Raw genomic sequence first — 13,260 nt, forward strand, 5'->3', positions numbered from 1 at the left:
TTCGGACTGCTCTTGTTCTGACCCCAGAAGGGCGAAGCGTAGAGGCTATAGCGGGCAGCGCGTCGGACGAAACGCGCTGACTGTGGGGAACTCCGTCTTTTGCCCTGCTCAGCGGCGGGGACATCCACAGAAGCATCAAAATCGTGTTGGGGACCGCTCAAGAGGCGGGAGCGGTCCTCAAGGTTTCGAGAATGTTCTGCGGAGAAGAGACCTCATAGGGATCGGACTCGCAGTTGTCAGAGAGACCTTCCTCTTCAAACCATTTTTCCACTACGCCATCATTGACCACGGCAGCGTAGCGCCAAGAGCGCATCCCGAAGCCAACATTGTGCTTTGCGACCAGCATGCCCATTTTGCGAGTGAATTCGCCGGAACCATCCGGAATGAGATTGACCTTTTCTACCCCTAAGGCCTTACCCCACGCATTCATGGCAAAGGCATCATTGACTGATAGGCAATAGACCGACTCAATCCCCGCATCCCGGAACTCGTCATATAGCTTCTCGAAATCGGGCAATTGCCGAGTCGAGCAAGTCGGGGTGAACGCACCGGGAAGCGCAAATAGAACGACGCGCTTGCCGCTGAAGTAATCCTCGGTTGTTCTGACTTCCCACCGGTAGAGATTCGGCCCCTTCACTGTCTCGTCGCGAACGCGCGTATGAAAGGCAACGAAGGGAATTTTTTTTGTCATTGGCATCTGCATTTCTCCTTCTTCATTGGCATCAGCATCCTTCGGAAGAGAACCGGCGTCTTCGCCGCGATTGGCAGCTTGGCGGCTACCGACGAGCAAGCAGCAAGAGCCGTGCCACTTGACATCCAAACTGCAGCAGCACTGCTTTGTGGCGCGCATGGCCATGTTGGTGTGCGCGTATTGCCTTTGGCCACAAACTCCAGCAGGCGCCTTTCAAGGCTCAGCCCGTCGGCGCGATGGGCCGGTAGCTGCTGGCGCGTACTATCGCCTGCGAGGCCGATTTGCCGCGTTACGGTTCGGCGTTTCCTGTTGAGTATCCGGCCGCTACTCTTGGCAGAGAACCGACATCTCATGTTATCCTTGTCGTCCTCCTGACACGGCCGCATCCCCCCGAGCTCCTGCCAGACTTTCGTTTAGTCCTTGAATAGCAACCACAAAATTACCTCTTCGGCTCGGCAGATTCGATTGGCACGACACTTGAACCGACTTGGCCAGAATTGCCTTGCGGCAAGCACCCGCGGGCGCTCGGTGTGGTGGAACGAAGAGGGAAGGAAGCAACATGTCAAATCTAGCTCAAGTCCGCGCTTTGTCGAAAGGGAGAACAGTCCTTGGAGCCGGAATCTCCGATCGGCCCGGTTGGCGACAATTGTCCAAACTTCTAGCCCCCGGAGTCTGGCCGTCCGTAGATCTCAAAATGGATTTCGATCAGTACGTGCTTACTTGTGTCCTTTCGCGTGCGCTTGAGGAGATCGATGCCGGCGAGGCAACTGCGACAGAGGCAACGGGCCTTTCGCAAGTCGAGCTTCGAGACATCGTGAACCGCAGTTTTCCCGCACCAACGATTCACGCTTTCTCCCTGGAAGACGTCAGCGATGCGGAGCCTGGCATGGAGGAGGAGCTTCTGCGCGGTCTGCTGCTCGCGCATGCTCGACCGGACGATCCCGCGAGCGTAAGTTTCGCCAAGATCATAGCCCGCCGTGCTTTACGCCACGACCATCTCTGGAGGGAGCTCGGCCTTTTCGATCGGGTCGAACTCAGCCGTTTGCTCTCAACCCATTTCCCCAGGCTTGCAGCCGGCAATACCGACAACATGAGGTGGAAGAAGTACTTTTACCGCAAGCTCTGCGAGGCTGAGGGATTTTCGCTGTGCACGGCGACCGCTTGCCAAGAATGCAAGGAAATGGAGAGCTGCTTTGCCCCTGAGGAAGGGGAAAGTGTTCGCGTGGAGCCCTAGTAGGAGCCAACATTGAGGTAGGCACCGCCGACTCCGGCTGCGGGCCGCTGCGCTTCGCCGATTCAGCGTGCCCGGTTTACGACACATGCATGCACCCGTGGAGGCTATCATGTCGATCGCAGAACTTTACGCGGAGGTCCGCGGCAAGACACCCTTTTATCGTCACCTCTATGTCCAGGTGCTGGCAGCGATCGCCGCAGGCATCCTGCTCGGGCATTTCTATCCGGATATCGGCACTGAGCTCAAACCGCTCGGCGACGCCTTCATCAAGCTCGTCAAGATGATCATCGCGCCGGTCATCTTCCTGACGGTCGCGACCGGTATTGCCGGCATGACCGATCTCGCGAAGGTCGGCCGTGTCGCCGGCAAGACAATGCTCTACTTTCTAACGTTCTCCACTCTCGCGCTCGTCATCGGCCTGGTGGTCGCGAATGTGGTGCAGCCGGGCGCGGGTATGCATATCGACCCGGCCACGCTCGACGCCAAGGCGGTAGCCACCTATACGGCCAAGGCGCATGAGCAATCCGTCACCGGCTTCCTCATGAACATCATCCCGACGACGTTGGTCAGTGCTTTCGCCGAGGGCGACATTCTGCAGGTGCTCTTCATCTCGGTCCTCTTCGGCATTTCGCTCGGCATGGTCGGCAACAAGGCCGAGCCCGTCGTCCATTTCCTGCAGGCGCTGACGCTGCCGATCTTCCGGCTGGTCGCCATCCTCATGAAAGCCGCGCCGATCGGCGCCTTTGGCGCCATGGCCTTCACCATCGGCAAATACGGCATCGCCTCGATCGCCAACCTCGCCATGCTGATCGGCACCTTCTATCTGACGTCGTTCCTGTTCGTCTTCGTCGCGCTTGGCGCGGTCGCGTGCTACAACGGCTTCTCAATTTTCTCGCTCATCCGCTACATCAAGGAGGAGTTGCTGCTGGTGCTCGGCACCTCGTCCTCGGAAGCCGCGCTGCCGGGTCTGATGAACAAGATGGAGAAGGCGGGCTGCAAGCGCTCGGTGGTCGGCCTCGTCATCCCGACCGGCTATTCCTTCAACCTCGACGGCACCAACATCTACATGACGCTTGCGGCGCTCTTCATCGCCCAGGCAACGGACACGCCGCTCTCCATCGCCGACCAGGTCCTGCTCCTGCTCGTCGCCATGCTGAGCTCGAAGGGGGCCGCCGGCATCACCGGCGCCGGCTTCATCACGCTCGCTGCCACTCTGTCGGTCGTTCCATCCGTACCGATCGCCGGCATGGCGCTGATCCTCGGCATCGACCGCTTCATGTCGGAATGCCGGGCGCTAACCAACTTGGTCGGCAATGCGGTCGCGACCGTGGTAGTCGCGAAATGGGAAGGCGAGCTTGCCGGGGCGCATCTTGCAGCCGCCCTTGCAGGCAAGGCGCCGGTCCAGACCATGCCGGCGGTTGTCAAGCCAGCGGAGTAATGCCCTTGAGGCCGGATGATAAATGCCTTTTTTTTCGCGACCTGTTTCGCAGATCGCGCCCACTTTCTTGCGGCGCGACCACGGGCTGCCTGTCTGTGCAGCAGGTATTTACCCCAACCTTCCCGCATTCTTGATTGTCGCCCAAGGGGCAAAGAGCGATTTTGACGGAATTCTCCCGATCGGTTCCGCTCAGATCCTCGACGGCCCACGCAGTTAATGAGTGATTGACAGAAGGGACAAAGCGCGTGAAGACCAACACCATTCCAGATCATGTACCGCGCGAACTGGTGCGGGACTTCAGTCTTTCAGTTCACCTGGCATGGCTCCGACGCCTAACGGCGATCCGCACGCTGCCGTGGCCTGTGTTCATGACGGGCCACCGATCTTTTACTCTCCGTCCAACACGCGTGATGGGCGAGGTACCTGGGTCATAACACGCGCGAGAGACCAGCGCCGGGTGCTGCAGGATACAAGGACCTTTTCCAGCCATCGTAGCATCTTCGCCTCCGCACTGGCCGAACATTGGCCGGTCATCCCGCTCGAACTGGATCCACCGACCCATGGTGTGTTTCGTGCACTGCTAGATCCTCTGTTCTCATCCGAGCGGGTGATTGCACTCGAGCCGACTATCCGCGAGAGAGAGCGCGCTGATCGACCGCATAGCGAGAGAGAGCCAGCTGTGACGTCATGAGGGATTTTGCCTTGCCCTTCACGGTCAGCGTCTTTCTTAGCTTTCTGGGGCTTTCGCAGAGGCGATCCGAAGTATTTGTTGGCTGGGTAAGCGATTTACTCCACGGTAACGCAGACAAGCGAACGGCAGCAGGCCGGTCTATCGTGGGCTTCATTGACGAACTTGCAGCCAGGCGCCGCAGGACACCAGCTTTCGATTTCATGACTTTTGTCGTGCAGGCGGAGATTGATGGCCGCTCCTTAACAGAAGAGGAAGTCCGTGGCATCGGTGTGCTTTTCTTGGTCGCGGGACTCGACACGGTCGCGGCTGCGATAGGCTTTGACATGGCCTATCTCGCACGCAATCCAAAGGACCAGGAGTTGTTGCGGAACGAACCGGATCGGGTCATGCTCGCCGTTGAAGAATTGCTGCGCGCCTATTCAACCGTTCAGATGATCCGCGTGGCCGCAAGGGATATCGTGTTCGAAGGCGTGCCGATCCGTAAGGGATTATGTTTCCTGCGCCACTATGTTTGCCAATCGTGATCCATCGGAATTCGAGTGCCCTGAGAATATCGATCTGGCACGACGGGGGAACCACCACACCGCTTTTGGCTATGGTCCACACCTTTGCATCGGAGCGCACCTTGCACGGCGAGAAATCGTCGTTGGCGTACGCGAAAGGTTGGCGCGCATCCCGACTTTCCGCATCAAAGAAGGTGCGGCGCCGATTACCCATAACGGTCATGTATTCGGGATCAGGGATCTTATTCTGACTTGGACCTGATCGGGAACCGGCCGTACGCAGACGCGCACGGCTCAAAACGCCCAGCCGCTCAACGACCTCCTCAACAAGCAGCGGCTTTAAGGCCGTTAAGACGACTGTCGCCTTTGTCGGCCTGACGACACAGGCTCGTTTGAGCCCATTTCTCGTATATCGCGGCTAAGTAGCTGAAAAAGACACTATAAATGCATTCTTTGGGTGGTCAGCCAGATTGGCATGAACTTTGAACGTGTTCGATTGAGCGGCGGCGCCAAGTTGCTAGTGAGCACACCACCACGGATCTCAGGTTCGAGTGGCCGCGGTTTCAGGAACCATTACCGCACATTCGGTTGAGTTCTCGTGACGCGTCAACGTGGAAGCATAGACCGTCGTAAGCGAAAGGGAAGAACGAGGTGATGAAGACCGCAGAAAGGCCGGCCCTTTTGGGGAAATCTCGAAAACTCCGTTGTCCGGTCCAGGCGGGGCAGCGATGAGCTTCGCGCCGGAAACCGCGTATCTTCGCCGATAACGCGTGGTCCTGCGGACACGCTTCATAGAATTCTGAACCTCTATTGAGCCGATGCATCAGGCAACCATTACCCAACTCTTCGACCGGGAAGCAATCCGCGACTGTCTCCATCGTTACTGTCGAGGGATCGACCGGGCAGACGAGGCCGCTTTGCGCAGCTGTTATTGGCCCGATGCAACTGACAATCACGGAAGCTACTCCGGCTCTGCCCGGGGGTTCATTCAGCTTGCGCTTAGTGTCTTCAAAACCCAGCCGCGCAACGTCCACCAGCTTGCAAACATAATGGTCGAGTTCCTGGGCTCGGCAGAGGCCGCGGTAGAAAGCTATTTCATCGCGCTGCAGCGCGGACCCGACGAGGCAGGCGAGATGAGGCAGATGCTCCTGTGCGGACGATACTGTGATTTGTTTCAGAAAAGGGAAGGGGAGTGGCGCATCTTCGAACGCACCGTAGTCTATGATTGGGTCGAAGAGCAGAGGCCCCCGACGTCCACGGAAGCTGAGCTGTTCGGTCCTCGCCAGCCGATTGGGGCACCGCACCCGAATGATCCCGTCTACGAACTTTTGAAGCGGCGCGCTCCTCTGAAAACTCATCTAAAGAACCGGGTCGGCGGTGGAGAAGAAGAATAATGATTCGACTTCGCTACCCTCCTTTTCCCCCCGCCACCGCCTGCCCGGTGAAGACACGCCTGGACGATTGCCCGGTTCAGCCAGGGCGGGTCATCATCGTGACAGGTGCGGCAGGGGGTATCGGCCGTGCGCTGGTCGATATTTTTGCCACGAGTGGAGACATTGTAGTCGCGGTGGACCTTCCAGACAGCGGTGTGATCGAACTGGGCCGTTATCTCGGCCAGCCCAATCTCGGCCTTGAGTTCGACGTGTCGCGACACGACGATGTCCTCGCATTCTGTACCCTTCTGGAAAAACGATTCTCGCAGATTGGAGTGCTCGTCAATAATGCGGGGATAGGTCCGACGATGGCTGCGACCGTCGACACTCCCATCCAAGATTTTCAACGCGCTCTAGCAGTAAACCTCATCGGGCCGTACTCGATGGCGTGCGAAAGCGCCAAGCTGATGAAACCTGGCGCAGCCATCGTCAACGTCGCTTCGCTTGCTGGCCTCCTCGGCAACCCGAAGCGCAATGGCTACGCCGCTTCGAAAGCTGCGCTGATCTCAATCACGAAATCGCTGGCGTGCGCATGGGCTTCGCGCGGCATCCGCGTGACAGCGGTAGCCCCCGGTTACGTGCGTACGCCAATGGTCGCGGAATTAGAAACAGCTGGCAAGTTGGACGTCAGGGCAATAAGGCGCCGCGTGCCGATAGGCCGACTGGCTCGTCCCGACGAGATCGCGCGACCCGTGCACTTCCTGGCCAGTGAGCAGGCAGGTTTCATCACCGGATCGACGCTTGTAGTCGATGGTGGCTGGATGTCATTCAACCAACCAGGTGCAGCCCACCCAACTCAGGGTAGGACGCCCGGAGCAGAACTCTTACGCCCGGTCGAGGACACCGGTGCGCGAACGGTGGTCGTCATGGATGGTGCTAAAGGCATAGGCGCGGCTATCGCTCGCCGCTTTGCCGCGAGCGGCGATACGGTTGTGATCGCTGACGGAGACGGTGGTGCAGCGGTAAAGCTCGCTGACTTGCTCGGCGACAAGCACCTGTCAAGCCGCGTGGACAGGACAGTCGAGAGCGAGGTCGTCGCGCTCTTCGAAGATTTGCGGAAACGCTTCGGCCACATCGACGTCTTCGTCAACGGCCTTGGCGTGAATGGCACATTCGTCCCCGATCTTGAGCAGGCCACGGCAGGGCTCAAAAACACTCTGGGGATAAATCTTACTGGCGCCTTCACCTGCGTGCGCGAGGCCGCGATATCGATGCGACCTGGTAGTGTAATCCTGAATCTCGCAACTAGTTGCAGGCTCTTACCTCTCTCGATGAAGCATGCTTACGCCGCGTACAACGCTGGCCTGGATATGCTTACCCGATGCATGGCGGCCGAATTCGGGCCGCTTGGGATCCGCATAGCCACAGTCGCTCCAGGTCACATCCGCGCGTCTGGCGACCTCCAGTGCGAAACGGCTACAGGCACACGCCCGAGATCGCTCCGACAGGAGATCCCTTTAGGCAGGTTTGGGGAACCGGAGGAAGTCGCCGAAGCAGTCTACTTTCTGGCATCGTCTGATGCCTCCTACATCAACGGCTCGATCCTGCACGTGGACGGAGGCTGGAGCTCGTCCGGAGACGCGGGGAGCTGAGATTTCCCATGTTGGCTGTGGAGCTCTCACAATGACCCCTTCGACACAGTCGCTTCATCGATCATGGGAGCGTGCTCGTGAATCGAGGTCGTGCCAGGCACGCCTACATGCCCGTACTGACCGCCCGGTCATCACGAGCTGTGTCATCCCCTCCGCAAACAAGGAGACACCATGGAGTTCGCAACGTTCATTCTGGCTGCCCAGCGAGGCTATCATCAATCTTCCGATAGCGTCATCCGCAACTCAGTGGAGCAGGCCGTTCTTTCGGAGCAGGCTGGCTTCCGCACAGCTTGGTTCGCCGAGCACCACTTCAACAACTACAGCCTCGTCCCGTCGCCCTTGCTGATGGTCGCCCACTGTGCCGGATTGACGAGCACCATACGCCTCGGCACCGCGGTCTGCGTGCTGCCACTCTATCAGCCGCAGCGCCTGCTGGGGGAAATCGGCTTTGTCGATATCGTTGCGAACGGCCGACTCGAGCTCGGCGTTGGTTCAGGATACCAGCAGTTTGAATTCGACCGCTTCGGCGTCAATGTAGATGAGGCGCCGGCCGTCTTTTCGGAATACCTCGACATCTTGCTCAAGGGTCTCAAGCAAAAGATCTTTTCCCACAATGGTCACTACACGCAGATCCCTGCGACGGCAATTTCGGTGCGCACTCTTCAAAAGCCAACCCCGCCGATCTGGATTGCCACCGGGTCCTCCAAAACAATGCGCCGAGCCTATCGTGAGGGACACAACCTTTTCGTTACGGCCCTCCATGAGGGCTTGGAAACTCTGGGCCTGCTGCGAGACATCGTCCAGACGGCCGCTGTATCCGAGGGCAAAAAGGTCCGTGACGCCAAGCTGTCGCTTTTGCGCTGCTGCTATGCCAGCGATGATGGAGCGGAAATCAACTGCTATCTCGATAACGCCCGCTTTCAGCGCCGGCTGTCCGAGGCCCTGCATCAGCGTCGGCAACAGAGCAAGGACGGCTACATGTTGGAGGAGGTGCCGACTCATCAGGACTTCTCGTTCGATACTATGCGTAAGAACCTGCCCATCGGGAACATAAATTGCGTGATTGATCGCCTTCTGGAGGAGATCGAAGTCCTGAAGCCGGACCAGATTGCAATTCAGACGCAGTTGGGGGATTTGAACCAAAGAACGATGCTGCGCCAGATAGAGCTCTGGGGAGACAGGATCATCCCAGCAGTCCAGAAATCTCTCGGGCAGCCGGACACTTGAAGTTGTCTGCCTGACTTTCAGATCAGCTCACCTTCCTCACACGCTACCGCGGTACCCGGCAAGTGCAAGCCGGGCCTCCAGATGTAGGGCACGCATGGAGCTCTTCCGAAGGCACCAGCTGTGGATCGTCATAGGACGCATGCACATTCATACGACAGTACCCATTTGAGCTCCGATGGCCGAAGTCACGGTTAAATCCAGTGAGGGCCGGGAAGCAGCGTGAAGCACGCTTGAACGAACGTTTGGCACTTCGCGTTGATAAAGCCTCCACGAGAAGAGCGCTCCCATCCCCTCCTCAGCCCTGATCGGCAGCATCGTCTTGTCGGATCTTAACGTCTGATAGGCGACTGAACCGCGCCGGGTTTGCCGGAGGCTCCAACTTCTGAGAAAGTGGAGCCGATATGAGCAAGACAACAAACAAATTTTCACCTGAAGTCCGCGCCCGAGCAGTGCGGATGGTTTTGGATCACCAAGGGGAATATTCCTCGCGATGGGCGGCGGTTTCCTCGATCGCCGCCAAGATCGGCTGCATGGCGCAGACGCTCAATGAATGGGTGAAGAAGGCGGAAGTGGACGATGGTTCCCGGCCTGGACTCCCAAGCGAAGTCGCCGAGAAGATGAAGGCTCTGGAGCGGGAGAACCGCGAGCTTCGGCAGGCCAATGAGATACTGCGCAAAGCGTCCGCTTATTTCGCGATGGCGGAGCTCGACCGCCCATTGAAGCGATGATCTCCTTTATCGACGAACACCGCTCCGTATTCGGGGTCGAGCCGATCTGCAGGCTGCTGCCGATTGCCCCATCAACCTACTACGAGAACGTTGCCAAACGCCTGGACGTGGACCGGTTATCGGTCCGCGCCCGCAGCGACATTGCCTTGAAGATCGAGATACGCCGTGTGTTCGAGGCGAACTTCCGCGTCTACGGCGTGCGCAAGGTCTGGCGGCAATTGAAGCGGGAGGGCTTCGATATAGCCCGCTGCACCGTCGCCCGGCTCATGCGATCGATGGGACTTCAGGGTATCATCCGGGGCAAGCCGATCCGCACGACGATCCCGGACAAGACGGCTCCGAGCCCGCTCGATCGGGTGAACCGCCAGTTCAAGGCTCCTGCGCCGAACAGGCTCTGGGTTTCGGATTTCACCTATGTGGCCACCTGGCAAGGCTTCGTCTACGTGGCCTTCGTCATCGACGCCTTCGCGCGCCGGATTGTCGGCTGGCGGGTGAGCCGGACGGCGCATGCCGGGTTCGTCCTCGATGCTTTGGAACAGGCGCTTCATGAGCGGCGTCCCGTTCATGGTGGCGGCCTGATTCACCACTCGGACAGGGGCGTTCAATACGTGTCGATTAAGTATTCGGAGCGATTGGCGGAGGCAGGCATCGAGCCTTCCGTCGGAAGCGTCGGCGACTCTTACGACAACGCCCTCGCCGAAACGATCAACGGCCTCTACAAGGCCGAGGTCATCCATCGGCGAGGACCGTGGCGCAGCTTCGAAGCGGTTGAACTCGCCACTCTGGAATGGGTCGACTGGTTCAACCATCGACGGCTTCTGGAGCCCATCGGCAACATTCCCCCCGCCGAAGCCGAGGAGCAGTATTACGCCATGCTGGACGAACCAGCCATGGCTGCATAACTTAAACCAAACAGCCTCCGGCAAACCCGGCGCGGTTCAGACGCTTACGACAATTGCTGGTTACAATTGTCGGTTCCGCGACAAGGATTTGATTTGTGATGCAGGTAGTCTCGTTTCCGCATAAGTAACTGGTAACGTACAACAATGTAACTCTATTCGGTCTACCCGCCGAGTTGGCACGGGTCTTGTAACCATCCTTACGCAGGCGGCAAAAGCTGCCGGCGACATTCATTCTGCGGGCAACCGCGATGGTTCGAACAAACGAAGGAAAGCAACATGGCAGGTCTGCGTCAAATCGCATTCTACGGCAAAGGTGGTATCGGCAAATCCACCACCTCTCAAAATACGCTCGCGGCCCTAGTCGATCTCGGGCAGAAAATCCTTATCGTGGGCTGCGATCCCAAGGCCGACTCCACCCGCCTCATCCTGAACTCGAAGGCGCAGGACACGGTCCTGCATCTCGCGGCAAAGGAAGGTTCGGTGGAAGACCTCGAGGTGGAGGACGTGCTGAAGGTCGGTTACAAAGGCATCAAATGCGTAGAGTCGGGCGGCCCCGAGCCGGGCGTCGGTTGCGCCGGGCGCGGCGTCATCACGTCGATCAACTTCCTGGAAGAAAACGGCGCCTACGATGATGTCGACTACGTCTCCTACGACGTGCTCGGCGACGTGGTGTGCGGCGGCTTCGCGATGCCCATCCGCGAAAACAAGGCCCAGGAAATCTACATCGTAATGTCCGGCGAGATGATGGCACTCTATGCCGCCAACAACATCGCTAAGGGGATCCTGAAATACGCCCACTCGGGCGGCGTGCGGCTCGGCGGGTTGATTTGCAATGAGCGACAGACAGACCGCGAACTCGATCTCGCCGAGGCACTCGCGGCCAAGCTCAATTCCAAGCTCATTCACTTCGTGCCACGCGACAACATTGTCCAGCACGCCGAGCTCAGGAAGATGACGGTTATCCAGTATGCACCGGACTCCAAGCAGGCGGCGGAATATCGCGCGCTGGCTGAAAAGATCCACGCCAATTCGGGCCAGGGCACCGTCCCGACCCCGATTACCATGGAGGAACTCGAGGACATGCTGCTCGACTTCGGCATCATGAAGACCGACGAGCAGATGCTTGCAGAACTCCAGACCAAAGAAGCGGCGGTAGCAGCTGCCCAGTGACTGCCTCGCAGACGAGGTCGGAACTTTACCCGGCGCAACATTCCACCAACGCTGCCTCCTCTTGGAGGCATCACCCGAACCGCGAAAAGGGGCAGGCGAATGAGCCTCGATTACGAGAATGACAGTGCTCTCCATGAGGAGCTTATCACGCAAGTGCTGTCGCATTACCCAAACAAAGCGGCGAAACGTCGCCAAAAGCACCTCAGTGTCGCATCGGATAGCGAGGAGGCCGGCGAGGAAGGCCAGGCCATCTCCGAATGTGACGTAAAGTCGAACATCAAGTCCATTCCAGGCGTGATGACGATCCGCGGCTGCGCCTACGCTGGCTCGAAAGGCGTGGTCTGGGGCCCGGTCAAGGACATGGTCCATGTCTCGCATGGGCCGGTCGGTTGCGGTCAATATTCATGGTCGCAGCGCCGCAATTACTATGTCGGCACGACAGGTGTCGATACATTCGTAACGATGCAGTTCACCTCCGATTTTCAGGAGAAGGACATCGTCTTCGGTGGCGACAAAAAGCTGGAAAGGATCATCGATGAGATCGGGGAACTGTTTCCCTTGAACAAGGGCCTCACCATCCAGTCCGAATGTCCGATCGGTCTCATTGGCGACGACATCGAGGCGGTTTCGCGCAAGAAGGCCAAGGAGTACGAAAAAATAATCGTGCCGGTACGCTGCGAAGGCTTCCGCGGCGTCTCGCAATCGCTCGGCCACCACATCGCCAACGACGCCATCCGCGACTGGGTGTTCGACAAGACGGACATCGAATTCGAACCCGGTCCCTACGATGTCAACGTGGTCGGCGACTACAACATCGGCGGCGACGCCTGGGCCTCGCGCATCCTGCTTGAAGAGATGGGCCTGCGCGTCGTCGGCAACTGGTCGGGGGACGCGACGCTTGCGGAAGTGGAGCGTGCCCCCAAGGCCAAGCTCAACCTCATCCACTGCTACCGCTCGATGAACTACATCTGCCGGCACATGGAAGAAAAATACGGCATTCCCTGGATGGAATATAACTTCTTCGGCCCCTCCCAGATCGAGGCCTCTCTGCGCAAGATTGCCAGGCATTTCGGCCCGACGATCGAAGAACGGGCCGAGAGGGTCATCGCCAAGTACCGGCCGCTGGTCGACGCCGTGATCGACAAGTACTGGCCGCGCCTCCAGGGCAAGAGAGTGATGCTCTATGTCGGCGGTTTGCGCCCCCGTCACGTCATCACCGCCTATGAAGACCTCGGCATGCAGATCGTCGGCACCGGCTACGAATTCGCCCACAACGACGACTATCAGCGCACCGGCCATTACGTGAAGAAAGGCACGCTGATCTATGACGACGCAACCAGTTACGAACTGGATAAGTTCATCGAGAGGATTCGTCCCGATCTTGTTGGCTCCGGCATCAAGGAAAAATACCCCGTGCAGAAGATGGGCATACCATTTCGCCAAATGCACTCATGGGATTATTCCGGCCCGTACCACGGCTATGACGGCTTCGCCATCTTCGCCCGCGACATGGACCTGGCCATCAACAATCCGGTCTGGGACCTCTACGACGCGCCCTGGAAGAAAGTGACCACGCCTGCGGCAGCGGTTGCAGCCGAATAGAAGCGTGGTCTTCCGCGGACCGGAACCCGCGGGAGACCCGACGTCTCAA

General features: G+C 58.6%; 9 protein-coding genes, 1 pseudogene and 1 other annotated feature. Of the genes and pseudogenes, 9 read left to right on the forward strand and 1 reads right to left on the reverse strand.

Going from position 1 to position 13,260, the window contains the following annotated elements; genetic code table 11:
* Positions 1–157: 157 nt before the first annotated feature.
* On the reverse strand, positions 158–697 hold the full coding sequence (locus tag NBG89_RS29170; protein WP_416068782.1) for a peroxiredoxin: 540 nt from the start codon (positions 695–697) through the stop codon (positions 158–160).
* A gap of 553 nt (positions 698–1,250) precedes the next feature.
* Between NBG89_RS29170 and NBG89_RS29175 the strand changes: the two genes are divergently transcribed.
* From NBG89_RS29175 to nifD, 9 genes and pseudogenes are all read left to right on the forward strand, one after another.
* The gene (locus tag NBG89_RS29175) at positions 1,251–1,925 is read left to right on the forward strand and encodes a nitrogen fixation protein NifQ (protein WP_416068573.1); all 675 of its coding nucleotides are present in this window, start codon (positions 1,251–1,253) and stop codon (positions 1,923–1,925) included.
* A 109-nt stretch (positions 1,926–2,034) separates the two neighbouring features.
* A complete protein-coding gene (locus tag NBG89_RS29180) occupies positions 2,035–3,363 on the forward strand; it encodes a dicarboxylate/amino acid:cation symporter (RefSeq protein ID WP_431324647.1) in 1,329 nt (442 codons plus the stop codon).
* Between the two features lie 245 nt (positions 3,364–3,608).
* Positions 3,609–4,819 (forward strand): annotated as a pseudogene (locus NBG89_RS29185) (cytochrome P450).
* A 556-nt stretch (positions 4,820–5,375) separates the two neighbouring features.
* Positions 5,376–5,951, forward strand: coding sequence for a nuclear transport factor 2 family protein (locus tag NBG89_RS29190; protein WP_416068571.1), 576 nt, complete (start codon positions 5,376–5,378; stop codon positions 5,949–5,951).
* The gene (locus tag NBG89_RS29195; RefSeq protein WP_416068570.1) at positions 5,951–7,582 is read left to right on the forward strand and encodes an SDR family oxidoreductase; all 1,632 of its coding nucleotides are present in this window, start codon (positions 5,951–5,953) and stop codon (positions 7,580–7,582) included. Before NBG89_RS29190 ends, NBG89_RS29195 begins: the two co-directional genes overlap by 1 nt.
* Before the next feature lie 171 nt (positions 7,583–7,753).
* Positions 7,754–8,809 (forward strand): LLM class flavin-dependent oxidoreductase, encoded by a 1,056-nt coding sequence (locus tag NBG89_RS29200; RefSeq protein ID WP_416068569.1) that lies wholly within the window; start codon positions 7,754–7,756, stop codon positions 8,807–8,809.
* A gap of 401 nt (positions 8,810–9,210) precedes the next feature.
* Positions 9,211–10,439, forward strand: a protein-coding gene (locus NBG89_RS29205; RefSeq protein WP_431324648.1) for an IS3 family transposase whose coding sequence is annotated in 2 segments (ribosomal slippage) — positions 9,211–9,505 and positions 9,505–10,439 — 1,230 coding nt in all. Because the reading frame shifts where the segments join, the coding sequence is not laid out codon by codon here.
* Positions 9,492–9,608: a sequence feature (AL1L pseudoknot), on the forward strand. It overlaps the preceding gene by 117 nt.
* Positions 10,440–10,715: 276 nt before the next feature.
* Entirely contained in the window at positions 10,716–11,609 is an 894-nt protein-coding gene (nifH, locus tag NBG89_RS29210) for a nitrogenase iron protein (RefSeq protein ID WP_416068568.1), read from the forward strand.
* Positions 11,610–11,708: 99 nt separating this feature from the next.
* Positions 11,709–13,211 (forward strand): nitrogenase molybdenum-iron protein alpha chain, encoded by a 1,503-nt coding sequence (nifD, locus tag NBG89_RS29215; protein ID WP_416068567.1) that lies wholly within the window; start codon positions 11,709–11,711, stop codon positions 13,209–13,211.
* The last annotated feature ends 49 nt before the right edge of the window (positions 13,212–13,260 follow it).

Origin of the sequence: Rhizobium sp. YTU87027 (genome assembly GCF_050644135.1) — a bacterium.
Lineage (GTDB): Bacteria > Pseudomonadota > Alphaproteobacteria > Rhizobiales > Rhizobiaceae > Rhizobium.